The sequence below is a fragment of the Burkholderia sp. BCC0322 genome, from assembly GCF_902833045.1.
Taxonomy (GTDB): domain Bacteria; phylum Pseudomonadota; class Gammaproteobacteria; order Burkholderiales; family Burkholderiaceae; genus Burkholderia.
This window is the reverse complement of the sequence record NZ_CADFDU010000005.1, coordinates 376,194-400,574: the sequence shown is the minus strand read 5'-3', so window position 1 is coordinate 400,574 and position 24,381 is coordinate 376,194. Positions and strand designations below refer to the sequence as shown.

Sequence of the window (24,381 nt, the reverse complement as noted above, 5' to 3'; positions counted from 1 at the left end):
TCGCAACGGTTCGTGATTCGATTGGCGCGTCAGACGCGAATCCGGACAATCCGGCGGATCCAGAGCAGACCAAAGACCATCGACACCAGCATCACGCCGATCATCCTGATCCCCGCCGGATCCTCCCAGAGCACCGACAGGAACTCGCGGTTGAGCAGCGCGATCGCCCCCGCGGTCCCGAACGGCAGCAGCCCGAGAATCCACGCCGACAGCCGCCCTTCCGCCGACAGCACGCGCACCTTGTCGAACAGCTTGAAGCGCTCGCGGATCAGCGCGGAGATGCTGTCGAGCAGCTCGGCCAGGTTGCCGCCGGTCTCGCGCTGGATCAGCACCGCGATCACGAAGTAGCGCAGATCCTGCACCGGCACGCGTGTCGCGAAGTTCATCAGCGCGTCGTGCAGCGACACGCCGTAGTTGACCTCGTCGAACGTGATCCGGAACTCGCCGCCCATCGGATCGGGAAACTCTTCGCTCACCATCCCGAGCGTGCTCGTGAACGAATGACCGGAACGCAGCGCGCGCGAAATCATGTCGCAAATGTCCGGCAACTGCCGTTCGAGCTTGCGCATGCGCCGCCTGCGGCTGCGCATCACGTACATCGTCGGCAGGCAGCCTGCAAACAGCGCGATCGGCAGCGCGGCCAGTTGCGGCAACGTGGCGAAGCTCAACGCCAGCCACGCGAGCGCCGCGAACACCGCGCTGAGCGCCATCAGCTTCGGCAGCGTCCAGTCGAGGCCCGATTGCTGGATCAGGAGATCGAGCGCATGCACGCGCGGCACGCGCAGCAGCCACTGATCGAACGGCTTCGACTCGTCGAGCATCCGCTTCTTCAGGATCGACAGCCGCTCCTGCTGCACGTTGCCGCCGGCCGACATCGCGCGAATCCGCGACTCGATCCGGCGCGCGGCGGCGCCGTGCCGCGCGTTCCACCATTGATACGCGCCTTCGATCGCCAGCACGACCGCGACGAACGTGAGAATCAAAAAGGCGTAAAAGATCGTGTTCATGCGGCCTCCCCGGCAGCAAACGGCGCCATGTCGTCAGTTCGTCTCGTAACGCTGCGACGGATCGTAGAGCGCATCCGGCAGGTTGATGCCGAACGCCTGCAGCCGCTCGACGAACTTCGGCCGCACCCCCGTCGCGCAGAAGTGGCCGCGCACCGTACCGTCGCGGTCCACGCCCGTGCGCTTGAACGTGAAGATCTCCTGCATGTTGATGATGTCGCCTTCCATCCCGGTCAGCTCCTGGATACTGACGATCTTGCGCTTGCCGTCGGTCAGCCGCGCCGCCTGCACGACCACCGAGATCGCCGACGCGATCTGCTGGCGCATCGTCTTCGGCGGCAGCGCCAGGCCGGAGGTGCTGATCATGTTCTCGAGCCGCGTCAGCGCATCGCGCGGCGTGTTCGCGTGGATCGTCGCGAGCGAGCCTTCGTGGCCGGTGTTCATCGCGTTCAGCATGTCGAGCGCTTCCGCGCCACGCACTTCGCCGAGGATGATCCGGTCCGGACGCATCCGCAGCGCGTTGCGCACCAGGGTGCGCTGCGTGATCTCGCCCTTGCCCTCGATGTTCGGCGGGCGCGTTTCGAGCCGCAGCACGTGCGGCTGCTGCAGTTGCAGCTCGGCGGCATCCTCGATCGTCACGATCCGCTCGTTGCGCGGAATGAAGCCCGACAGGATGTTGAGCAGCGTCGTCTTGCCGCTGCCGGTGCCCCCCGATACCAGCACGTTCACCTTCGCGCGCGACAGCGCGTCGAGCAGTTCGGCCATCGGCGGCGTCAGGCTGTGGTAGCGCACGAGGTCGTCCATCTTCAGCGGGTTGACCGCGAAGCGGCGAATCGACATCAGCGGCCCGTCGATCGCCGACGGCGGGATGATCGCGTTCACACGCGAGCCGTCCGGCAGCCGCGCATCGACCATCGGGCTCGATTCGTCGATGCGGCGCCCGACACGCGACACGATCTTCTCGATCACCTTCATCAGGTGCGCGTCGTCGTAGAACGTCACGTCGGTCAGTTCGAGCTGGCCGCTGCGCTCGACATAGACCTGCCGGTACGTGTTCACGAGGATGTCGGAAATGCCGGGGTCGCGCAGCAGCACTTCGAGCGGACCGAAGCCGAACATCTCGTCATACACGTCGATCGCGAGCTGTCGCCGCTCGATATCGTTCGCAGGCATCCGTTCGTCGTCGAGGATGCGCGAGATCAGCGCGGCGATTTCCTGCCGGACCTGATCCTGCTGCATCCGCGACAGGCGCTCCAGCTCGACGCGCTCGAGCACGGCCAGGTGAATCTCGCGACGCAGTTTCTGGTACGCGTCGCGCAACGACGAATGAGCCGGGCCGGCCGGTTCGCTGCCCGTCGCCAGCGGCGGGGCCCGGTGCAACGACATCTGTTCGCGCAATGACATGATCGATTCCCCGAAAGAATTACATGGACTTGAGCTTCGGCGTGACCTTGCGGCCGAACAACCTGGACATCAGCGGCTCGCCGCGCACGGCGCCGTGTCCCGCGCGCACCTCCCCGTCGACGAGCTGTTTCGCGTAACCCTGCAGCGCACGCGTGACCGCCGCGCCGCGTGCGAGCCGCGACACCGGATGGCCCTGGTTGATCGCTTCGAGCACGGTGTCGGCGTCGTCGGGAATCGTGCAGGCGGCCTTCAGGCCGAGCACTTCCTCGAGCGCGGTGCGGGTCCGGTCGCTCGTGCGCGTCGCACGGTTCAGGAGGAGCCGCATCTGGTCGGTCGAGTAGCCGAGCGACACGAGAATCTCCAGCAGCCGGCGGCCGGCGCGCACGTGCGGCATCGTGGGCTGCATCACGAGCTCGATCTGGTCGCTGCGATCCAGCGCAACCATCGACAGCCGATTGACGCCAACGCCAATGTCGAAGATCACGAAGTCGTAGCGCGGCGCGGCAACGCCCAGGATCCATTCGAGCGCGTCTTCGCGCATCTCCGCAGCCTTGACCGGGTCGCCTGCGCCCGCGAGCACATGGAAGTTCTCCGTCACGTGCGCGACGCTCGCATCGAGGAACGCGCTGTCGAGCCGCTCGATCTGCGCGCACAGCTGCGGCAGCGTCGACGGCGGCGTTTCATCGCTGACGAGAAAGGCCGCGTCGGCGAACTGCTGGTTCAGGTCGATCAGCAGCACGCGGCGCTTGAAGCCCTCCGCGATCTCGAATGCGACATTGCTGGCCGCGAAGCTCGTGCCGGACCCGCCCTTGCACGACATGAACGACATGATCCGCGTATCGTCGGTGTCGCGCCGCGTGCTTTGCGCGGCCGCGCGTTCGAGCGCATTGCCGAGCGCCTGCGTGTCGAGCGGCCACTGCAGCACGTCGCGGGCGCCCGCGCGCATCGCGTCGAGCAGCACGTGCGGCGAGGTATCCGCCATCGTCAGGATGCAGGTCAGCCCGGCGTGAGCGCGACAGATCCGCTCGATCGCCGCCAGCTCGGATGCGTCGAGCGACGTGCCGTCGACCAGCAGGATGTCGAACGCGTCGAGCCCGTCGGTGCGATGTTCGATCTGCGACGGGCGGCCGTTCGCGCGTGTGGCGCGATAGCGTCCGCAGTCGGCCACGAGGCGCGCGATCTGCGAGAGGCGTGCGGTGTCGTCGGAAGCTACGAGAATATTGATCATGTCGTGTGCCTCGCCTGTTCGATCAATTGCAGTGGGCGCCGCCGGTCGCGGAGGTCAGGCTTTCGCGCGGCAGTGTGGTCGTGAACGGCGGCATCGTCGCGGGCAATGCGAGACCGGCGACGATCGCGACGGCACCGCGCTGGCGATGCCGGCTGCGACGCACGGCTTGCGGATAACGAGCTGCGCCGTTCATGGCGTTCTCCCTGAGCGTGCCGTCGTTACTGGGTGGCCTTGCCGACCCCGATCACGAACGCATTGGCGGGCGGATCGATCTGCTTGAACGACTTGTCGTAGTTGTCGAGCGCCGAAGCAGCCGCATTGCCGTCGACCAGCGTCGTCGCGGCCGCGTGTTCGGCGGCATGCGGATCGATGATCTGGGCCTTCATCACGGTGCGGACCGAATCGCCGAAGCGGGTGTCCCACACCGGGGTGGACGACATGCAGCCGGCAAGCGCGAAGGCAAGCGGTGCGGCGAGCGCCGCGCGGCGCACGAATACGAGGTAGGCGGATTTCATGAGGGTCCCCTTGGGATGGCATCAACGATCGGTGGACGCGGATTCGGACCGTGCGATCTGCGCGTCGGCACCCGCCGGAATCCGGCGCTTCGGTCGCACCGGTGCAGCCGGCCGGGCCGGCGCGTCGGGGCCGGCCGCCGCAAGGCGCGCGGCGGCGGCTTCGACGTGCGCGATGCGGGCCGCGTCGGATTGCGACACGGTGGCCGCCACCGGCGCGGGCGCCTTCTGCGGCTCGGCCGGTACCGGCGGCTGCGCGTCCGCACCTTGCGGCGCACGCGGTACGGGCAGCGCGGCGGTCGGGCCGGTCGGCGCTTCCGATTGCGGCGTCGGTGCGGGCGCTTGAGCCGGCGCCTGCGGGGCTGCTGCTGCGCCGTTCGACGGCTGTGCGCCCGGCTTGCGAACCCCGCCACGGCCTTCCATGTTGCCCGTCGCATACACGTCGGCTTCGTTCGGCTTCGAGAAGCTGTCGGTCGGCAACGGCACGTCGGCGGTCTGCAGCGGCTTCACGAGGTGCGGCGTGATCAGGAAGATCAGCTCGGTGCGGTCCTGCTGGAACGACGTGCTGCGGAACAGCGCGCCGAGCACCGGCACTTCGCCCACGCCCGGGATCGCCTTCAGCGCGCCCGTCACGTTGTCCTTGATCAGTCCACCGATCGCGAACGATTCGCCGTCGCTCATCTGGACCGTCGTCGAGGCGCGCCGCGTCGTGATCAGCGGCAGGATCGACGTGCCGCCGATGTTGGTCGCACTCAGCGTGACCCCCGTCTGCGACAGTTCCGACACTTCCGGCGCCACCTTCAGGCTGATCCGCCCGTTCGCCAGCACGGTCGGCGTGAACTTCAGCGCGACGCCGAATTCCTCTTCCTGCAGCGTGATCGACGACGTGCCGTTGCCGCTGCTCTGCGGGATCGGGATGAAGATCTTGCCGCCGGCGAGGAACGTCGCTTCCTGGCCGCTGATCGTCACGAGATTCGGCTCCGCGAGGATCTTGACCAGGTTGTCGGTGTTCTGCGCGTCGGCCGCGAGGTTGAACGGCTTGTTGTTCGACTTGCTGAACGCGACTCCGCTTGCGACGCCCGCGAGCAGGTTGCTGACCAGCGCGCCGCTCCACGAACCGAACCCGCCCTGGATGTTGAGCGCGCTGCCCATCTGGTTCATCAGCGTCTTCGACACTTCGGCCACCTTCACCTCGAGCATCACCTGCTGCGGCGACGTGACGGCCAGCATGTTCAGCACGCCCGCGCCGCCCGACTTGCCGGCCGCGGCCGGGTCGCCGGCGCTGTCGCCGTAGGCATGGGCGATCTGCACGGCCTGCTGCGCGGCCTGCGAGCTCGACACGGTACCCGACAGCACGATCGTGCCGGCCGCGGTCGTCACGCGGATATCGCGCTCGTTCGGCATCAGCTGCTGCAGCGACGCCTGCAGGCCGCCGGCATCCGCGCCGACCGCCACGTCGATCACGCGGCAAGCACCGCTTCTGCCCTGCACGATCATGTTCGTCGTGCCGACCGACAGCCCGAGGATGTACAGCGTCTGTGGCGACACCATCGTGGCCTGTGCGACGGCCGGATTGCCGATCGTCCGATTGCGGACCGGCTCCGGCATCGGCACCAGCAGCGACTTGCCGAGCGGCACGCTGACACTGGTCGAATCCCGCACTGCACCGACGCAGTTCGGCCCGTGCAGCGGCCCCGCCGACGCCGCGGGCGCGGCGGCCGCGACCGGCCCCATGCTGATCGTCATCTGCATCGGCCCCTTGCCGATGGTGGCCGGCGCGCCGGCGCCGCCCTTCGTCAGCGCGCCCGCTTCGACGCCTTCCTGGGCCAGTGCGCCATAGACGGTCAGCCATCCGAAACAGAGGATCGCGGCCATCATCGTGCCCCGTGCGACGCGTGTACGCAGCGGCCCGGTACCTGTGCATTGCGGTTTGAGCTTCATTTCGTCTGATCCCCCGAGAGTCCGGCGCTGCGCCGGTTATCGACTTCCAAGGCCACCGTGTCTCACCGACGGCCGATCTGTTTGTCTGGATGAGTGTGTCTGCGTCAGAAGCATTCGACGCTGCCCCTCACGCCCGTCAGCACGCCGACGCAGTCGCGCCGTCCTTCCGGCGCCGCGTGCGATGCGACATGCACGCGTACCGTCCGCACATGGGCCGGCGCCGGCGGCGCTTCGGGTGCGGGCTCCTTGCCGAGCAACGTGAGCTTGGTCGCACCGTCGGTGTTCAGCGTCTTCTTGTCGACCTGGTTGCGCAGCACGAGCGAGAGCGTGCCGACACTGCGCGCGAGGTCGAGCCGTTCGGCCTGGTCGGGCGTGACTTCCAGCGTGACCGCGTTGACGACCTTCGGCGCCGTGTCGTCGCGGCTCACTTGCTGCGCGACGGCGAGCACGAGGATGTGCTCGAGCACGATCTTCGAGATGCTCTGCCCGTCGGTCTTGCCCTGCTGTTCCTGCGTGTTGACGATCACGTCGACGTAGTTGCCCGGCAGCGCGAAGCCCGCGACGCCGACCACATCGTTCACGCGCACCGTGATCGCGCGGCTGCCGTCCGAGATCACCGCGGACAGCCCGCCCTTCGTGCCGACCGGCGCGAGCTTCGATTCGATCACCGGCTCGTCGCGCGACAGGCTGGTGCGGACCACGCGCCCTTCGAGCGCCTTGGTGTCGGCGAACGCACCGGCCGGCACGCTGTCCGACGGCCAGTTCACCATGCGGATCTGGTTCGGCCCGAGCGGTTCGCCCAGGTTCAGGTCGGTGGCCGCCACCGCAACCTGCGTGACCGAGCTCGTGGATGTCTGCAACAGCCAGTGGGACGCGAACACGACCGCGGCAAGACCCGCGACCATCGCGACGACCAGCATCAGGACTGCTCGACTGTTTTTCATGGCAATGCTCCTCGACGAATCTTGAAAGAAACGGCTCAACCGGTGACGTAGGTGCGCCCGCCGCGCTCGACGGGCGGCGGATGGCAGCCGTCCCGTTCAGGCGCCGCGCCGAAATAGCTCGCCCATGCGTCGTACAGCGCGTCGTGCGTCACTTCGGGCGGATCGCCGCGGTAACGCGCGCCGGCGGCGACGAGACGCAGCAGGTCCGCCGGGAAACAGGCGAGAAACGCCTTGCCGGTCGGCAGATGCAGCCGATGCAGCAGGTAGTCGAATGCATCGCCGGCCGCGACGAGGCCCAGCGACGCGCAGGCCGCGTCGAACACCGCGCGGTAGTGGTCGATCGACAGCGCCCCGATGTGCAGCTTCGAGCCGAGGCGGCGCAGGAACGCGTCGTCGCCCAGTTGCTCCGGCGACAGGTTGCTCGAGAACACCGGCCAGACGTCGAACGGCAGCACGAAGCGGTTGCCGGATTCGAGCGTCATGAAATCGACGCCGCAGTCGAGCGGGCGCAGCCACCGATTGAGCAGGTCGCGCGGCTCGACGCGCTGGCGGCCGAGATCGTCGACGACGTACATGCCCATGTTCGCCTTCATGTGCGGCGGCGCCTGGTAGAAGCCTGCGGCCTCGTCGCGGCGCAGGTCGAGCTCGTCGAGCGTCAGTTCGCCGCCGGAGATCACGACCGGCCGCTCGCACAGGCGCCAGCGGCGATCGACCGACTGGCCGCCGGGTTGCGATGCCGCGTCGACATGCACGAGCGGGTCGTAGACCTGGATCACTTCGCCGGCCGCGCAGATCGCGTGCGGCACCGGCACGTAGCCGTGCATCAGCGAACCGAGCCGCTCGGCAAGGAAGGTCTTGCCGCTGCCGGCCGGGCCGTAGATCAGCAGCGGGCGGCCCGCGTTCAGCGCCGCGGCCGCGGCGTCGATCACCGACGTGTCGATCACGATGCCGTCGAAGGCGGCCCACACGTCGTGCTGGCCGATGTGCAGCTTGCGCACCGAATGCGCGGCCACGCACGCGAGATACGCGTCGAGCGGCACCGGCGCGGGCCCGCTGTAACCGCTGCGCACCCGTTCCTCGAGCGCACTGACACGGCCCGCGTCGGTCAGGCGGAACGTCACGTCGAGATCGGTCGCGCCGCGATGCGTGAGCTCGACGAGATGCTCGCGCACGAGGAACGCGAAGACGTCGTCGAGTACCGCGAGCGGCAGGCGGTGCCGCTCGACCAGGTCGCCGTACGACGGGCGGCCGAGCATCAGCGTCGACTTCAGCACGAGCCCGGCAACGAACGTCTTGCTCAGTCCCGTTTCGTCGAGCGAGCGCGGCGCAGCCGGCAGTTGCGCGCCCAGCTTCGTAGGCGCCTCCCGCGACGGCAACGGATCGGGCAGATGGGCCACCTGCGCGTCGCGTCTCGGTTCGGTATGAGTCGTGTTCATGGTCGTTCCATCCTCGTTGCGGGCGCGGCGCGTTATGCGTACGACGCAAACAGCATGACCAGCGTGCCGACCGCGATCGCGACGCCATACGGCAGCGAGCCGACCGACGTGATTGCCGCGGGGCCGTCGGCGGCCTCCGCACGCGTGCCTCGCGCGTGCCACGCGAGCAGCGCGCGGACGTTCGCCCACATCTGGCGCATCCGCCCGCGCAACAGCACGGCCGCGAGTGCGCCGATCCCGCCGGCCACGAAGGTGGCCAGCACGATGTAAAACGTCATTTCCGCGCCGACCCACGCACCGATCGCGAGCATCAGCTTCACGTCGCCGGCCGCCATCCCGCGCAACAGGTAGAACGGCAGCAGCAGCGCGAAACCGGTCGCCGCGCCGGCGAGCCAGCCGAGCGCGCCTGCCAGGACGCCGTGCAGCAGGCACTGGGCGGCCAGCGCACCGGCGAGGCCGAGCGCGACGAGGCGATTCGGAATGCGGCGGGCCGCGATGTCCGTGCCGGCCGCGGCGACCGCGAGCAGCGTCACGCACAACGGAATCGGGTAAGGCGGCGCAACGGGTAACATGGCGAACCTCGCGGAGCGAATCGAAGGATCAGGAAACCATCGCCAGCGCGGTGGCCGCGGCGGCCAGGACGGCCGTTGCGATCACCACCGACGTATCGGCAAGCGAGCCTTTCAGCGTGACTGCGATGCCCAGCACCGCGACGGCCAACGTCGCGGCGAGGAACGCATACTCGATCGACGCCATGCCCTGCTCGTCGCCGATCCCGAGGCTTGCGATACGCGCCCTGGTTTGCATGATGGTCTCCGGTACCGGGTGATCAGATGCGTGGGAGCGGCTCGAACGCTGCACCGGCCGAGCCGTCCGCACGCTCTGCTTGTCAACGGCCTCAAACGGCCGCGGTCAGGTCGGCTGCGATCGTGGTGAACACGGTCTTGAGTTGCGTGCCGACCGCGGTGACTGCGACGATGATGCCGACTGCGATCAGTGCGGCGATGAGGCCGTATTCGATGGCGGTCACGCCGTCTTCATCGCGAACGAAACGGGCGGCTTGTTGAATGAACTTGGTCATGATGATCTCCTTGCGTGGTGACTTTCAAAGCCCTCGCGTGCCGGCTGGTCGGATGACCTTGCATCGATACGTCGAGAGCGGGTGTTGATGCCGTGTGGTGCCGACGAGCGATTCGGAAGCGCCGTTCGTCGTACCGTCCATCAAAGTGCTGTTACCGCCGCGTCCAGACTTGAGGCGATCCTGCTGAACACGGTCGACAGGTCCGTACCGATCGCCGTCAACGCAGCGACGATGCCGAGCGCGATCAGCGCCGCGATCAGGCCGTATTCAATGGCCGTCACGCCGCCCTGATCCTGAGCGAACCAGGCGATCTTTTCGATGACTCTCCGCATAAGTAATCTCCTTTCGGACTGCTATGAATTACCCGTCGTCCTCCAGGACGTCGGGACGGGCACCACCGGCACTACTCGAAAAATCGGAACGCGCCGCTCAGCCGCGGGAACGGGGATACACACCCCTGTCCGTGCGAACGGGTATCAGTGAGGCAGAGCGCGAGAGAGGCGTGTACGGTGCGACCGGCCGGATGAACCGGGCGATCCGATCGACCTGAACGGCACGACTGCCGTTCGACGCATGGAATCCAGTTGAACGGGAGAGAAACGCCCCGCAAAGCTGCAATGTGTCTTTAACGCGGTTTGCGAACCGCGATGTGCTGTGGTCTTTCATTTTTATTCCCCGTCTTTGGCCATGCCAATTTCTTATTGCCCTGACGATACCGGGCCTCATTGGTCACTCGACGAAACCTCGTGCGGTTGATCGGCCTGGAGCTGCGTATTCCCCGATGCGCTCCGGCCTGCCTTTCCGCGGGTGACTCCGAAGCGGGTTCCGTCTGATTTTTTTGCCGGAACCGCCTGATCGTCACCTCGTCGACTGCCGTGCCAACGCTTACGCAAAGAGCGGGCCACCCGGAGCGAAATCGAGGCGCATCAAGGGTTCCGGCGATGCCGGCGTTCCGCGGCCGGGGGCCCGATACGCGAAATGTTTCAAATTTGACATATGTTTTCCCGCAAGCGTCGTAAGCCGAAATGCCCGCCGCCGCGCTGTGCCAAGGGTCAAAAATTTTTACTCGGGACTTTCCCGAACGCGCTAGGCGGCCTGCGTGTCATGCCGACGGCAGGATGCGGAGCCGGTCAAAATGGCCGAATGTTTCAAAGCAGAAACATGAAATGCCCCCGCATCGATTTTTCAACCCGGAAAACGCGGTTTTCACGTGCGTCATCGGTCAATCCAGATACCGGCTTTCAGTGAGCGGTTTGCATCACGCGGTTTTTTCTTCAACAATGAATTCACCGGACAGCGCCATTTGAGCGCGATTCGATCCGCAGGCACGACAACATCGAACGGCTGCGACACGCCAGGCAGCCTCTACACACATACGGGGAATCATGTACACAGCCGATCGTTGGACGCGCGTTCGCGCCATGCGCCGTGCGCAATGGCTGACAGCCGACCGGATCATTCCGTACAGCTGCATCATGCTGATGCTCTTCGTCGCGTTGGCGGTCGTGTGGGGTGTCGTGTCCAATGGTTTTACCTCGAGCGACACGGTTCGCCCGGGTATCGACTTCTCCGTGTTCTGGACCGCATCGCATCTCGTGTTGCAAGGCCATGCCGCATCGGCCTACGACGCCTCGTCATTCCTGCAGGCCGAATCCGCGCACTTCGGTGCGTATCTGCAGCATCGGCCGCTTCCCTGGCTCTATCCGCCGACGATGTTGCTGTTCATCGCGCCGGTTGCCCTTGTGCCTTTCCTGCCCGCTTACGTTCTCTTTTCCGCGGGCAGTCTTTTATGCTACGCGTTCGCCATCTCGCGGTTGTCGGGATTGCGCGCGCATCTTCCGGTGCCGCGCGCCGCGGCGCTCGTCGTGATCGCGTATTCGGCGGTGTGCCTGTCCGCACTGTTCGGCCAGAACAGCATCCTGACCGCCGGCCTCGCCGCACTCGCGCTGCATCTGCTCGGCAAGCGCCCGGTCGCGGCCGGCGTGCTGATCGGGCTGCTCGCGATCAAGCCGCAGCTGGCCGTCGTGTTCCCGTTCGCGCTGATCGCGGCGCGTGCGTGGCGCGCGTTCGGCGCCGCGGCAATCAGCGCGACGCTGTTCGCGGCGGCCGGGATCGCGCTGACCGGCGCCGGCGCGCTGCATGGGCTCGCCGAAGCCGTGTCGACGGTGCGTGACCAGCATTTCATGCTGCCGTCGTACTGGCTCGCGTCGCCGACGCCGTTCGCCGCGCTGCGGCTCGCCGGCATGTCGGTGCCGGTCGCGCTCGCCGCGCAGGCGGCGGTCGCCCTGCTCGCCATCGCGGCCACCGTCGACGTGTGGCGCCGCACGCCCGACATGCGCTTGCGCGGCGCCGCACTCTCCGTCGCCACCTTGCTGACTACGCCCTATCTGTGGCACTACGAACTGACCTGGCTCGGGATCGCGATCTTCTGCCTGATCGCCCATGGTTTCGAGGCAGGCTGGCGGCCCGGCGACCAGGCGGTGATCGTGCTCGCCTGGCTGCTGCCGATCTTCGAGATGCTGAACCGGTTGATGAAGCTGCCGCAGATCGGCCCGGTCGTCCTGCTTGCCGTGCTGTTCGTCGTCGTTCGCCGCACGGTGCGGCACTCGCCCCGGAATTCGCGATGAAGACGCCCCTTTCCGTTCGCCACGCCCACCCCGCGATGGATGCCCATCCGGAACTCCCGATCGCGGGCCCGCGCCGTTACCCTCACTGGCTCAATCGCGATCGCGTGCGCGTCTATGCCGGCGGGGCGTTGCTGGCCGAGCTGCTGTGCGTCGGCATCTACATCGCCCGGCTGTACTTGCAGCATGGCGCTTCGCTGGTTCCGCTGTCGCAGGATTTCTCCGCGATCTGGAGCGCGGCCTGGCTCGCCGCGCACGGGCGTGCCGCCGATGTCTGGCATTTCAACGCGCTGTTTGCGATCCAGCAACTCGCCGTGCCGGGAATCACTCTCGACGACGGCGTGCTTCTGTGGCTCTATCCGCCCAGCATGCTGTTGCTGGTCATGCCGCTCGGCTGGCTTCCGTACACGCTGGCGGTCGTGCTCTGGCTGGGCGTCACGTACGCGCTGTTCGCCGCCGTCATTCATTCGACCGTGCAGCGCGGCACCGCGTGGCTGTGCGCGCTGGCCTTCCCCGCCGCATTCGTGACCATCGTCGTCGGGCAAACCAGCCTGTTTACCGCCACGCTCGGCGGCCTCGGCCTGCTGCTCCTGAATCGTCGCCCCGTGTGGGCCGGAATCTGCTTCGGCATGTTGATGATGAAGCCGCAGATGGCCATCCTGTTCCCGCTCGCGCTGCTGTGTGCCGGCCAGTGGCGCGCGCTGGCCGCGTGGGCCGCGACGATCGCCGCGTGCGTCGCGCTCGCCACGCTCGCGTTCGGCACCGACTCGTGGATCGCATTCGCACACGGGATGCACGACGTCTACCAGGTCGTCGGCACCGGCCACGCGAAGCTCACGCGGATGCCTACCGTGTTCGCGCTGGCCGCGCTGGCGGGCTGGCCCGCCTACGTCGCCAGCGGCCTGCAGCTGCTGTCCGCGGCGATCGCGGCGCTCGCCGTCGTCTACGCATGGCGCGGCGCATGCTCGTACGCGCTGCGCGCCGCGACCCTCGCGTGCGCCTGCCTGCTCGTCAGCCCCTATCTGTACGACTACGACCTGACCTGGTACGGCATCGTGATCGCGTGGTACGCGCGCTATGCGTGGACGCACGGCTGGCGGCGTTTCGATCGCGAATGGCTGATGCTGCTGTGGCTCACGCCGCTCGCGGGCCTCGTGGTCGTGCCACATCTGTCGTTCCAGTTCATGCCGCTCGTCACGCTGGCGTCGCTGGGGCTGCTCGTCAGCCGGATCGGCCGGGAACGACGCGACGTGCCGTCGATGCCGGACGCACGCGATCACTCGACCGAAACCGCGTTCGCCCATCAGGCCAGAACGCACCACCGCCCGGCGTACGGATTGCGCCGCACCGGCCGACCCACCATCGGCACGCATCGGTGAAACGGACATCACAAGGGGAATCATCATGCGGGAATCGCTCTATACACCGCTCGTATCGCTGGTCGTACCGTTCTATAACGAAGGCGAGGCCGTCGAGCGCTTCTTCGACGTCGTGATTCCGCTGATGACGTCCATCGACGCGATCCGTTTTGAAATCGTCTGCGTGAACGACGGCAGCCGCGACGACACGCTCGAACGGCTGATCCGGATCAGCACCGGCGAGCGGCGCGTGCGCGTGATCGATCTCACCCGCAACTTCGGCAAGGAAGCCGCGCTCACGGCCGGCCTCGACGAAGCCCTCGGCGATGCCGTGATTCCGCTCGACGCCGACCTGCAGGATCCGCCTGGCCTGATTCCGGTGATGATCGAGCACTGGCGCGACGGCGCGGAAGTCGTCGCCGCGAAGCGCAGCAACCGTGCGTGCGATTCGTTCGCGAAACGCACGGCGGCCGCGATCTACTATCGCGTGCACAACTTGCTGTCGGACGTGAAACTGCCGGAGAACGTCGGCGACTTCCGGCTGATGGACCGCAAGGTCGTGAACGCGCTGCGGAACCTGCCCGAGCGGCATCGCTTCATGAAGGGGCTGTTCGCGTGGGTCGGCTACCAGACCGTGATCGTCGAATACCAGCGCGATGCGCGCAGCGCCGGGCACTCGAAGTTCTCCGGCTGGAAGCTTTGGAATTTCGCGCTGGAAGGCATCACCAGCTTCAGTACCGTGCCGCTGCGCAGCTGGACCTACATCGGCGGCGGCATCGCCGCGCTCTCGTTCCTGTACGGCTTGTTCATCATCGTTCGCACCTTGCTGTTCGGCAATGCGGTGCTCGGCTACGCGTCGCTGATCTCGGTCACGCTGTTCATCGGCGGGATCGAGCTCATCGGGATCGGTGTCGTCGGCGAATACATCGGGCGGATCTACGACGAGTCGAAGCAACGGCCCGTCTACCTGATCCGCCGCCGCTACCAGGCGCACAGCAAGGTGATCGACCTCCGGGTCGCGCGCGATGCGCGCCGCCAGACCGCACGCCGGCGCGCGCAGCCGGCCCGTGCGCGGATCGGCGTACGCTGACGCGCGCCGGCGGCCATGATCGGCCTGCTCCATGGCGAACGCACGCGGCTCGTGCGCTTCGGCGTGTCCGGGCTCGGCTCGACCGCGATCCACACGCTGGTCGCGGCGGCGCTGTTCGCGCGGCTCGATGCAACGCTGGTGACGGCGAACGCGATCGCCTTCCTCTGCGCGACGGCGTTCTCGTATCTCGCGAATACGCTGTGGAGCTTCTCGTCGACGGTGGGCACGCGCAACGCGGTGCGCTTTCTCGCGGTCACGCTGGCCGGCTTCGTCGAAACGATGCTGCTCGCGCGGGCTGCCGAAGCGCTCGACGTGTCCCGCGGGATGAGCATCGTCGCGATCGCGCTGCTGGTTCCGCCGACCACGTTCGTGCTGCACCGGTTCTGGACCTACCGGCAAGTCATCCCTCTCCCCGCCGCCCGAAAATAAGCGGCCGCTCAATTAAGAGGTTCAATATCGCAACATTTTAGTAATGCATCAAATCGATTGACTTCAATTTTAAAATTACCGTATTGAAATAATATTAAATACCCTGTTTACTTTTACAGCTTCCGGAATTAACCGAACGGGATAACCTGCATTCGCCATCTCGACTGCACATGGCTTGATCGGAACAAAGCCTTGCAGGACAAGGCGATGGCGGCCGCACGAAGCAATTCGCGCAACAATAAGTCCCATTCATTCAAACGGGAGCTTCTATGTCACGCGTTACCGATGTGCTCGTCTCTTTCGATACCGAAACCATTCTCAAAAAATATCCGAATCCCAGCAAGAATCCGAATAGCCCGACGCTGATCGACTGGAAGCACGTGTACATGGTCACCAACCAGGACAACGTGGTTTCGGGGCAGGCGGGCGGCGAACTCGACCTGAAGGCGCAAGTCGGCGACCTGATCCGCTGGCGCGAAACGAGCCTGTCGCTCGGCTTCGAGAACCAGGTGGTGTTCTACAAGTTCATCGGCAACGTCGGCAACGAACTGATCTCGACGCCCACGCCGCGGGTCGCGGAAGCGTCGATTCCGGTGCCGAACACCAGCAAGCCGGACGTGCCGACCTGCCAAAAGGTCGCGAACTACTACTGGTCGTCGGAATGCCTGAAGGTCGGCCGCGTGACCTATCACTTCCAGTTCCAGATCATCGATCGCAACTGCCAGAGCCAGGGCTGCTTCTCCTGGGATCCGTTCATCTCGATCCATAACTGATCGCGGCAGGCGGGCGGCCGCGCGGCGGCTGCCCGCGTCACCCACTTGTTGCGGAGGAAGCGCTCATGCCTGGTCTTCGTTGCGATGTGCTCGTGATCGTCGACGCCGTCACGCTGCTGTCGGCCTACCCCGAGGCGAGCCGGGACCCCGACGCGCCGACCGTGATCGACGGCCGGCACCTCTACGTGGTGAGCCCGGGCGACACCGCGCAGCTCGGCCACAACGACAGCCGGCTCTTTACCGGCCTGTCGCCCGGCGACCAGTTGCACCTGCGCGAAACCGCACTGGCATTGCGCGCCGAAGCCAGCGTGCTGTTCGTCCGGTTCGCGCTGAAGGATGCGGGCATCGTCACGCCGATCGAAGCCGAAGTTCGCGATGCGGCCACCCCGGTGCCGGTCGCCGACGACCTGCTGCATCCGTCGTGCCAGCCGATGAAGGACCACTACTGGCGCAGCGACGTGCTGGCCGCGGGTGCCACCACGTGTACGGCCGATTTCGCCGTGTTCGACCGCGACGGCGCCGTATCCGGTTATTTCCGCTGGGAAACGTCGATCGAAATCGGCGGGAGCCGGCCGGACACGAAATAGCCCGGTTTCGACCCGTCGTAGGATCGTCACAGCTACTTCTCGCGGCTACCGAATACCGCGTTCAAGGCGATCTTCCACGCGAATGCCGCCGAACGGCAGGACCTGAAACGCTTCATCGACGATGCGCCGGAACCGGCAGCGCCCCATTGCCGCCCGGTACGGCGGCCTGTTCATGGGCCGCGAGTTGCCCGTCGGCTGATGGGCCGCACGCAAAGTCGCGGCCACGCACCGTCACACGCTACGTCCCAACAACTGCCCCGGCCAGCCGTCCACGTCGAAGGTTGAAATTCGCTCATACCCGCAGGACTCGTAGAAGCGCACCAAGGCGCCCGTCCCGCCGCCATAGCAGTCCACCCGCAAGCGCCCCACGCCGGCCGCCCGGGCGCGCTCATCCGCGAAGGCCATCAGGCGCCGGCCCACACCCCGCGCCCGTGCATCGCGCGACGCCACCAGCACGCGCACATAGATCTCCGGCTCGGTCGCCGGCGGCACGTAGGGCATGGACTCGCCGAGGATCAATGCGCCCAGGACGCGACCGTCCCGATCTTCCGCGACCCACGCGTCGGGCAGCGCACAGGCTTCGGTCACGAGCGCAATCCGCCTGGGTTGCGTCGACCATGGCTCGCGGCCCCATTGCCCTTCGTTGCCGATGGAAACGAACCACGCTATCACGTCATCGAAGATCCCCAGCACGGCCGGCGCATCGAGCGCACTGGCGCGACGAATCACCTGTTCGTCCATTCCTGTCTCCTTCACGCTCAACCCTCCTTCGCCGGATTCGACGACCGGCGCGCAACTGAATGTCGTGCCGAGCGCGCCCGAGGACGCGCGCTCGAAACCCGGCGATCAAGCCCGCTAAGGTACTGAAATTCCCCCCGGTTGATCAAGGCGTGACGGCCCGCGAGCCGCGACCTTGCCGCTGGAGCGGCGCGACCAAAGCGGTTCGGCGCCAAGCCGAGGGGGCCGAAAAACCATGCCGCAACGCATACTCCATCGCGCTCGCCTGATCCGGCTGGCCGATGCGCCGGATCGCAGCGAATCGATTCCCGCGCGAATGCCCTCCTACACGACAAAAAAATCTACAATCGACGCGATGCATTGCAGGCATGAAGCGCCGGCCGCCCCACTCTCGCTCGCCACCATGAACGCACCCGCTGATTCCCCGCCGTCCGCCCCGTCGGTACTTGGCGTCTATCGTCAACTGGCGGACCCGTCCGCCGGGCAATGGATCGTCAGCCGCTCCGAACGCGCGCACCTGTACCGCATCCAGCATCACCGGCCCGACGGCAGCACATCGGTCGATACGGTCGTCGATGCGGACAACCTCGATGCGAAGCTGCACAAGTGGATCCAGGAAGGCTTCGTCCGGCGCGAAGCAGGCGACCGTGCGGCGCCCGCCCATCGCGGCGCGTTCATGCCGGACCTGCGCCGCGCGCACGCTGCGCGAGCGGCGGCAGCCGGCGCTGCGGCGCACGTCGTGCAGGTGGGCAGCGTGCCGATGCCGCGCGGCCCGGGCGGGCCGCTCGTGCCGCCGCTGAACCCGGCCTACCTGTTCACCGCGCGCGCGACGAACGTGCTGGAAGACATCGTCGAGAACCGCCGCATCCTGCTGATCGGCCACACCGGCACCGGCAAGACGAGCCTCATCGAGCAGGCCGCCGCGCTGGCCGGCCATGGCGTGCTGCGCTCGAACATGAACGGGCAGACGACGGTCGGCGACTTCGTCGGGTTCTGGACCGTCAAGGGAGGCGAGACGATCTGGGTCGACGGCGTGCTGCCGACCGCGATGCGTGACGGGCTGTGGCTCATCGTCGACGAAATCGACTTCGCGGAACCGGCGATCCTCGCGGTGCTGACGGCCGTGCTCGAACCGGCCGGCCGCCTGTTGCTGAAGGAAAAAGGCAACGAGATCGTCGTCCCGCATCCGTCGTTCCGGCTGTTCGCGACGGCCAATGCGGCGGGCGCGATGGGGCAGTTCCGTCATCTGTACCAGGGCGCCAACGTGATGAACGAGGCGTTTCTCGACCGCTGGCGCGTCTACCGCCTCGACTACCTGCCGCCCCCCGACGAGGCGCGCGTGCTGCAGCGCACGTTCGGCGCGGCCATGACTGCGGCGATGGCCGACACGCTCGCGGCAATCGCGGCCGACTGCCGCGCCGCGTTCGTCCGCGAGGATCTGGCCAGCGCGTTCTCGACGCGGCGCCTGATCGACTGGGCCGAGCTGATGCTGCGCACCGGCGACCCCGAATCGGCCGCCGGGCCGACGATCTATGCGAAGGTCAGCGCGGAAGACGCCGACCTGATCCGCAGCATCATCCGCCACTACATCGACGTCGAGGCCTGACGGGATGGCCCGGGACGACGACGCGCGCTCGCTTCACCTGAGCCGGCTGGCCCGCACGCTCGCGCAACGGCACGGCATCGAGGTACGGTTCGCGCGCGACGGGCAGGTTGCGCGGCAAGACCTGCTGGTGCTGCCCGACACGCTGCTCGCCGGCGACGTGGACGACGACGCGATCACCGGTCTCGTCGACCTCCACGCGGCGCGCGCCCGCTTCGGCGCGATCGATGAGGTTGCCGCGCTGGCGTCGCCCGCGGTGCGGGCCGTTGCGCAGGCGATCGACGATCGGCGCGCGGCCGGTCGCCTCGCTTCGATCTATCCCGGCGCGATGACGTTCCTGCGGCGGATGCGGGTCGCGGCGGCCGCCGACACGCTCCATCGGTGGCCGCGCATGGCGTGGCGCGACCGGCTGATGTGGCGCATCGAGCGCGCGCTGTGGGACGAACCGCCGTCCCCCATCGAGCGCGTGCCGTCGCTCGACGCGACGATGGCGGCTTCGGACGATCTCGTCGACGAAGCCCGTGCGGCGACATCGACCGCCGACAGCATCCGCGCGGCGCACCGGATCGTCGAACGCGTGCGCGCACTGGCGTCGGCCGGCGCGAACAACATGATGTTCACGACCGATCCGGGCAGCACGATCGACAGCGACAGCATCGCTGCGGAATTCGAATCGGACGGACAGGGCGCGCCGGACGACTCACGCGCGCCGGTTTCGGCCGAATCGAGCGCCGGTGCGATCGCCGACACCGGATCGTCAGCCGAGGTGCCGTCACCGGGCGATGCAACGCCCCGCACGATTCCCCTGTCCGCCGACAACCGGCCGCTGCTGTCGGTCCCGCTGACCACCGCGTTCGACACGGTGACGGACTTCACCGGCAAGGGCGAGCCGGCGCGCTGGCACCGCCTGCGAAGTGCGGCCCGCGCACAGACCGAGCCGCTCAAGCGGCAACTCGAACGTGCGTTGAAAGTGGACGAGCAGACGCGCTGGAAGCGCGAACAGGAGCGCGGCGAGCTCGACCGGATGTCGCTCGCCCGCCTCGTCACCGCGCCCGGCTATCGCACGCCGTTCCGCGTCCGGCGTGCGACGCCCGGGCGCGACGCGGCCGTCAGCCTGCTGATCGATTGCAGCGGGTCGATGGCCGGCAGGAAGATCGAACTAGCCGGGCTGTGCGCGGCGGCGCTGTGCGATGCGCTGACGCAGCTCGGCTTCGCGTGCGAAGTGCTCGGCTACAGCTCCGTCGAGGATGCCGCGATGCGCGCGCACTACCAGCGCTGGATCGACGCCGGCCGCGACACGTTCGGCTACAACCGGTTCGTCGAACGGCTCGACCTGCGCGTCTACAAGCGGTTCGATTCCGACAACCCGAGCGGCCTCGCCTGCATCGAATGCGGCCACGAGAATCCCGACGGCGAGGCGTTGAGCTGGGCCGCCGATCGGCTGCTGGCGAAGCGCGCGCGGCGGCGGATCCTGATGGTGCTGTCGGACGGCTATCCGGCAACCGGCGACGGCAACCCGGCGATCCTGCGCTCCGACCTGCGCGCGCGCATCGACGCGCTGCGCGAGCGGCGCGTCGAACTGATCGGCGTCGGGATACTCGATGATTCGGTCGAGGCGTTCTATCCGGTCAGCAGCGTGGTCGAGCATCTGCACGCGTTGCCGGGCGCGGCGTTCAGCGTGCTTGGCGATACGCTGCTGGATCGGCGCTAGCCTCCGCCACGGCCGCGGTTGCAGTCGAACCCGCACTCGCATTGCCGCCGGCGCGCCGGATCGGTATTCGCACGCAGAACGTCGTGCCGCGGCCGGGCTCGCTCGTCACGTCGATGGTGCCGCGATGGCGCTCGACGATGCCGTGCGATACCGACAATCCGAGCCCCGTGCCCTGCCCGACCGGCTTCGTCGTGAAGAACGGATCGAAGATGCGCCGGATGACGTCCGGCGTCATGCCCGTTCCGGTGTCGCTGATCGCGATCGTCACCTGCTCGCCGTCGCTCGACGTGCGGATCGTGATCACGCCGCGCTCGGGAATCGCGTGCGCCGCGTTCACCAGCAAGTTCATGAACACCTGGTTCAACTGCGACGGCAGGCATTCGACCTGCGGCACGTCACCGTAATCGCGCACGATGTCGGCTTTGTACTTGAGTTCGTTGTGGACGACGTTGAGCGTGCTTTCGAGGCCCGCGCGAAGATCGACCACGCTCCACTCGTCGCTGGCCGGACGCGAGAAATCGCGCAGGTCCTGCACGATGCGCCGCACGCGCAGCGCGCCGTCGATCGATTCGTCGATCAGGGTCTCGATCTCGCCGCGCACGTAGTCCAGGTCCGCCGCGCGGCCCATCGCCGCCAGCGCGTCGCGCGCGGCCGGGTCGAGCTGCGGCAGCGCGGCTTCATGCGCGGCGATCACGTCGAGCAGACCGTGCACCCACGTCTTCAACGTATTGAGGTTCGCACTGACGAAGCCGATCGGATTGTTGATCTCGTGCGCGACACCGGCCGCGAGCTGACCGATCGACGCGAGCTTTTCCGACTGCAGCAGTTGCTCGTGGGTGTCCTCGAGTTCATGCAGCAAACGCCGCTGCTCATCCTTCTCCTGTTCGAGCCGTGCCTGCGCGACCTTGCGCTCGTCGATCTCGGTCGCCATGATCTCGCGCGTGTGCTGCAGTACCGTCGTCGTCTGTTCGTAGCGGTGCAACGCGCGTTCGAGTTCCGCGGTTCGCAGCCGCACGAGCCGCTCGAGCGTATCGGTCATGCCGCGCAGGAAGGTTGTGCGCGCATCGAATCGGCTCAGCAACAGCGTGACGACCAGTGTGCCCATCGTAAACAGCGCGACGGTCGTCGCGAGCCACGGCGTGTCGACCCCGTTCGCGGCTCCGCACCGTGCGTCCGGCGCGAAATGGGCGGCCGCCATCGCCGTGTAGTGCATGCCGGTGATGGCAATCCCCATGACGAAGGCGGCGCCGACCCGCTGCGCGGTCGCATGGCGCGCGTGCTGAACGCGCAGCGCCTGCGCGATCCACATTGCGGCGGTCGACGCGATCACCGCAATGCCGATCGAGGCGGCGAACAGCACGGCGTCGTAGCGAATGCCGGGCTCCATGCGCATCGCGGCCATCCCCGCGTAATGCATGCCGGCGATCCCGCCGCCCATCAGCGCGCCGCCCGCGAGCAGCCGCCGCCAGCCCAGCCGCGCGCGCGTGACGACAGTCAGTGCGAAGTACGACACGAGCACCGCAATCGCCAGCGAGGCCCCCGTATCCGGCAACGCGTAGCCGAGCGGAATCGGCAGCGAGAACGCGAGCATGCCGACGAAGTGCATCGACCAGATGCCGGCACCCATCGCCACCGCGCCGCCGCCCAGCCACGCCCGCTTGAGCTTCGGGTTGTCGAGCAGCGAGATGAAGGCGGCCAGGTCGAGTGTCGTATAGGAGGCCAGCGTCGCGATCGCGAGCGACAGCAGGACCAGCGGGAGATTGTAGGTGCCGTACATGATCGAGCGCCCGAATCGAGGTGAGTGCGTTGCCGCGGCGCCCGGTCGCGCACCGCGGCCATCGGCCCGCGCGGCCGGGCTCAGGCCGGTGCCGCACCCGCGTTCAGCGCGGGCTTCGCGGCCGCCTGGCCGGCCAGCACGAGGATGTCGAACGACGTCCCCTCGCGCGTCTCGAAGCGGCGCACGAGTTCGATCTGGTGCGCCGACATCACGCTGCCCTTGGTCATCAGCAGCACGCCGCGATGCGTGCGCAGATCGTCGGCGAGCTGCATCCCTTCGCGCAGCTGCGCGGACTTGATCTCCGCGACGGACGCCGCGATGCCGAGGCCTGCCGGGTCCCGCATCAGTTCGACCAGACTATCGACGATCTGCGAGTCGTAACGCACGCCGGCCTGCGAGCGCAACGCGTCGATCGCCTGTTCGACCGAATGCGGCGTGCCGATGTCGCCATTCCTCAGCCCTTCGAAATCGCGCGCGATCGCCACGATCCGCGAGCCGAGCGGGATCGCGTCGCCTGCCAGCCCGTCCGGCGTGCCGCGCCCGTTGAAGCGTTCGTACTGGTGCAGCACGATCGACGCGACCTTGTGCAGTTGCGCGACCGGCGTCAGCACCATCTGCGCGCGCAGCGGATGCTGCAGGAACAGGCCGTGTTCTTCCGCCGTCATCTTCGCGAGCGGCTTGTGCAGCAATTCGTCCGGCAGCGACAATTTGCCGATGCCGTGCAGCAGCCCCGCGAAATAGACGTCCTGTGCATGCAGCTCGCTCATCCCGGCGGCCAGCGCGAGCCGCCGCGCAATCTCGCCGACCCGCATCGCGTGGCCGCTGGCGGACCCGCAGCGCATCTCGATCATGCTCGCGCAGACCTGGACCATCGCGGTGAAACTGCTTTTCAGGTCACGTTGTGCGGCTTCGAGGAACATCACGGTCTGGCCGAGCTCTTCGGTGCGCGCACGAACCTGCGTTTCGAGTTCCGTGTTGAACCGGCGCAGCGCTTCGTTCTGCGCTTCCGTCAGCGCGGCGAGCCGGGCCGCTTCACGCCGCAAGCGCCGCTGCTCCAGCGCCTGTTCGAGAGTCAGCAGCAGGTCGTGATCGTCCCACGGCTTGTTCAGGTAGCGATAGACGCCGCCGTCGTTGACGGCCTGCACGACCGACGCGATCTCCGCATAGCCGGTCAGCAGGATGCGCATCGTGTCCGGGTAGAGCGCCCGGGCCCGCGCCAGGAACTCCGCGCCGCTCATGCCCGGCATCCGCATGTCGGACACGATCAGGTCGACTTCGGTCGATGCCAGTATCTCGAGGGCCGCCTCGCCGCTTTGCGCGGTCAGGATCTCGTAGCCGGCAGGCCGAAACACGCGCCTGAGCGCCGACAGCATGCTCGGCTCGTCGTCGACCAGCAGGATCGACGGTACGCCACCCGCATCGTCGGATGTCGCCGGCGCCCCGCTCGTTTCAGGCGATACCGCATTCGGTCCGTTTGTTGCAGATGTCGTCATGATAGGCCTCGGATCGTGTATTTATATTCTCTCTGCATCATCGGCATACACCGCGCATTCCATATCCGGGAAAACGCTGATGCGCTCGTCCGGAACACGCCGCGGATGCGTTACCGCGGCGCGCTACCGCATGCGATCTACCCCGCCGTCGAACCCGGTTCGCGCACGTAGAAGATGTCCCACTTCGCTTCGTCCGCCTGCACGAAGCCGTGCCGCGCATAGAAGCGGTTCGAATCGCTGCCGCGCAACGCACCGACGCGTACGGGCACGCGCATCTCGTCCGCTTCGGCAAAGATCCTGCGCAGCACGGCCGCGCCGATGCCCTTTCCCTGATGCTCGGGCACGATGTACAGATGATCGAGCAGCCAGTGGTCTTCCTGCCGCCGAACCACGAAAAAGCCTGCGTTCACCCCGTCGGCTTCGATGAAGCGGCACAGCGCCGGGTCGAACGACGCGAGAAAGCGTTCGCGCGCACGCCGGGGATCGAAGCGGCCGATGCGTTCGAGGCTGTCGCGCATCGCGGCGATGCGGATCGCGACCAGCGCTTCGGCGTCGGATCGGGTGGTAACGGGAAAGGTCAGGTTCATGGGCAAGTCGCGCTCACGCGGAGAAAAGGCCCGGCGTCGCAGCGTTCTCGCGACGCAGGCC

The 24,381-nt window shown here is 67.2% G+C and carries 24 protein-coding genes; 8 read left to right on the top strand and 16 right to left on the bottom strand.

Features of this window, described 5'->3' with window-relative positions; genetic code table 11:
- Window positions 1-29 precede the first annotated feature (29 nt).
- From HWX39_RS17730 to HWX39_RS17675, 12 genes are all read right to left on the bottom strand, one after another.
- Window positions 30-1,007, bottom strand: coding sequence for a type II secretion system F family protein (locus tag HWX39_RS17730; protein ID WP_175969283.1), 978 nt, complete (start codon window positions 1,005-1,007; stop codon window positions 30-32).
- A gap of 33 nt (window positions 1,008-1,040) precedes the next feature.
- Window positions 1,041-2,408, bottom strand: a complete 1,368-nt coding sequence (locus HWX39_RS17725) for a CpaF family protein (protein ID WP_175969282.1) — start codon at window positions 2,406-2,408, stop codon at window positions 1,041-1,043.
- 19 nt (window positions 2,409-2,427) lie between these two features.
- Window positions 2,428-3,636 (bottom strand): AAA family ATPase, encoded by a 1,209-nt coding sequence (locus tag HWX39_RS17720; protein ID WP_175969281.1) that lies wholly within the window; start codon window positions 3,634-3,636, stop codon window positions 2,428-2,430.
- A gap of 22 nt (window positions 3,637-3,658) precedes the next feature.
- Window positions 3,659-3,829: a hypothetical protein gene (locus HWX39_RS36310; RefSeq protein ID WP_244135040.1), complete on the bottom strand. Its 171-nt coding sequence runs from the start codon at window positions 3,827-3,829 to the stop codon at window positions 3,659-3,661.
- A 25-nt stretch (window positions 3,830-3,854) separates the two neighbouring features.
- Window positions 3,855-4,151, bottom strand: a complete 297-nt coding sequence (locus HWX39_RS17710; RefSeq protein WP_175969280.1) for a hypothetical protein — start codon at window positions 4,149-4,151, stop codon at window positions 3,855-3,857.
- A 21-nt stretch (window positions 4,152-4,172) separates the two neighbouring features.
- On the bottom strand, window positions 4,173-6,089 hold the full coding sequence (locus HWX39_RS17705) for a type II and III secretion system protein family protein (protein WP_175969279.1): 1,917 nt from the start codon (window positions 6,087-6,089) through the stop codon (window positions 4,173-4,175).
- A 104-nt stretch (window positions 6,090-6,193) separates the two neighbouring features.
- A complete protein-coding gene (gene cpaB, locus HWX39_RS17700; RefSeq protein WP_175969278.1) occupies window positions 6,194-7,033 on the bottom strand; it encodes a Flp pilus assembly protein CpaB in 840 nt (279 codons plus the stop codon).
- A gap of 35 nt (window positions 7,034-7,068) precedes the next feature.
- The gene (locus HWX39_RS17695; RefSeq protein WP_175969277.1) at window positions 7,069-8,469 is read right to left on the bottom strand and encodes an ATP-binding protein; all 1,401 of its coding nucleotides are present in this window, start codon (window positions 8,467-8,469) and stop codon (window positions 7,069-7,071) included.
- Window positions 8,470-8,501: 32 nt separating this feature from the next.
- Window positions 8,502-9,041 (bottom strand): prepilin peptidase, encoded by a 540-nt coding sequence (locus HWX39_RS17690; RefSeq protein WP_175969276.1) that lies wholly within the window; start codon window positions 9,039-9,041, stop codon window positions 8,502-8,504.
- Between the two features lie 28 nt (window positions 9,042-9,069).
- Complete coding sequence (locus HWX39_RS17685; RefSeq protein WP_175969275.1) at window positions 9,070-9,276, bottom strand: Flp family type IVb pilin; 207 nt, start codon at window positions 9,274-9,276, stop codon at window positions 9,070-9,072.
- 91 nt (window positions 9,277-9,367) lie between these two features.
- Window positions 9,368-9,550: a Flp family type IVb pilin gene (locus tag HWX39_RS17680; protein WP_021156632.1), complete on the bottom strand. Its 183-nt coding sequence runs from the start codon at window positions 9,548-9,550 to the stop codon at window positions 9,368-9,370.
- Between the two features lie 140 nt (window positions 9,551-9,690).
- Entirely contained in the window at window positions 9,691-9,882 is a 192-nt protein-coding gene (locus HWX39_RS17675; protein WP_175969274.1) for a Flp family type IVb pilin, read from the bottom strand.
- Window positions 9,883-10,935: 1,053 nt separating this feature from the next.
- Between HWX39_RS17675 and HWX39_RS17670 the strand changes: the two genes are divergently transcribed.
- The 6 genes from HWX39_RS17670 (at window position 10,936) to HWX39_RS17645 (ending at window position 16,411) form a co-directional block, all read left to right on the top strand.
- Window positions 10,936-12,177, top strand: a complete 1,242-nt coding sequence (locus HWX39_RS17670; RefSeq protein WP_175969273.1) for a glycosyltransferase family 87 protein — start codon at window positions 10,936-10,938, stop codon at window positions 12,175-12,177.
- Window positions 12,174-13,553, top strand: coding sequence for a glycosyltransferase family 87 protein (locus tag HWX39_RS17665; protein WP_175969272.1), 1,380 nt, complete (start codon window positions 12,174-12,176; stop codon window positions 13,551-13,553). The genes HWX39_RS17670 and HWX39_RS17665 overlap by 4 nt, the downstream gene beginning before the upstream one ends.
- 25 nt (window positions 13,554-13,578) lie before the next feature.
- Window positions 13,579-14,622 carry a glycosyltransferase family 2 protein gene (locus tag HWX39_RS17660; protein WP_175969271.1) on the top strand — a complete coding sequence of 348 codons (1,044 nt, stop codon included), beginning with the start codon at window positions 13,579-13,581 and terminating at the stop codon, window positions 14,620-14,622.
- 15 nt (window positions 14,623-14,637) lie between these two features.
- Window positions 14,638-15,051: a GtrA family protein gene (locus HWX39_RS17655; protein WP_175969270.1), complete on the top strand. Its 414-nt coding sequence runs from the start codon at window positions 14,638-14,640 to the stop codon at window positions 15,049-15,051.
- A gap of 269 nt (window positions 15,052-15,320) precedes the next feature.
- Complete coding sequence (locus HWX39_RS17650; RefSeq protein ID WP_175952420.1) at window positions 15,321-15,824, top strand: inclusion body family protein; 504 nt, start codon at window positions 15,321-15,323, stop codon at window positions 15,822-15,824.
- A 65-nt stretch (window positions 15,825-15,889) separates the two neighbouring features.
- A complete protein-coding gene (locus tag HWX39_RS17645; RefSeq protein ID WP_175969269.1) occupies window positions 15,890-16,411 on the top strand; it encodes an AidA/PixA family protein in 522 nt (173 codons plus the stop codon).
- Between the two features lie 231 nt (window positions 16,412-16,642).
- Here the strand turns inward: HWX39_RS17645 and HWX39_RS17640 are convergent, their stop codons facing one another.
- Window positions 16,643-17,152: a GNAT family N-acetyltransferase gene (locus HWX39_RS17640; RefSeq protein WP_208458847.1), complete on the bottom strand. Its 510-nt coding sequence runs from the start codon at window positions 17,150-17,152 to the stop codon at window positions 16,643-16,645.
- A gap of 400 nt (window positions 17,153-17,552) precedes the next feature.
- Between HWX39_RS17640 and HWX39_RS17635 the strand changes: the two genes are divergently transcribed.
- On the top strand, window positions 17,553-18,755 hold the full coding sequence (locus HWX39_RS17635) for an AAA family ATPase (RefSeq protein WP_175969267.1): 1,203 nt from the start codon (window positions 17,553-17,555) through the stop codon (window positions 18,753-18,755).
- A gap of 4 nt (window positions 18,756-18,759) precedes the next feature.
- A complete protein-coding gene (locus HWX39_RS17630) occupies window positions 18,760-20,463 on the top strand; it encodes a cobalamin biosynthesis protein CobT (protein WP_175969266.1) in 1,704 nt (567 codons plus the stop codon).
- On the opposite strand, the gene HWX39_RS17625 is transcribed toward HWX39_RS17630, so the two are convergent.
- The 3 genes from HWX39_RS17625 to HWX39_RS17615 all read right to left on the bottom strand — a co-directional run bounded on the left by HWX39_RS17625 (window position 20,426) and on the right by HWX39_RS17615 (window position 24,320).
- Window positions 20,426-22,240, bottom strand: a complete 1,815-nt coding sequence (locus tag HWX39_RS17625) for a histidine kinase (protein ID WP_175969265.1) — start codon at window positions 22,238-22,240, stop codon at window positions 20,426-20,428. The two genes, HWX39_RS17630 and HWX39_RS17625, sit on opposite strands and share 38 nt — an antisense overlap.
- 80 nt (window positions 22,241-22,320) lie before the next feature.
- Window positions 22,321-23,733: an HD domain-containing phosphohydrolase gene (locus HWX39_RS17620; protein WP_175969264.1), complete on the bottom strand. Its 1,413-nt coding sequence runs from the start codon at window positions 23,731-23,733 to the stop codon at window positions 22,321-22,323.
- A gap of 137 nt (window positions 23,734-23,870) precedes the next feature.
- Window positions 23,871-24,320, bottom strand: a complete 450-nt coding sequence (locus HWX39_RS17615) for a GNAT family N-acetyltransferase (protein ID WP_175969263.1) — start codon at window positions 24,318-24,320, stop codon at window positions 23,871-23,873.
- Window positions 24,321-24,381 lie beyond the last annotated feature (61 nt).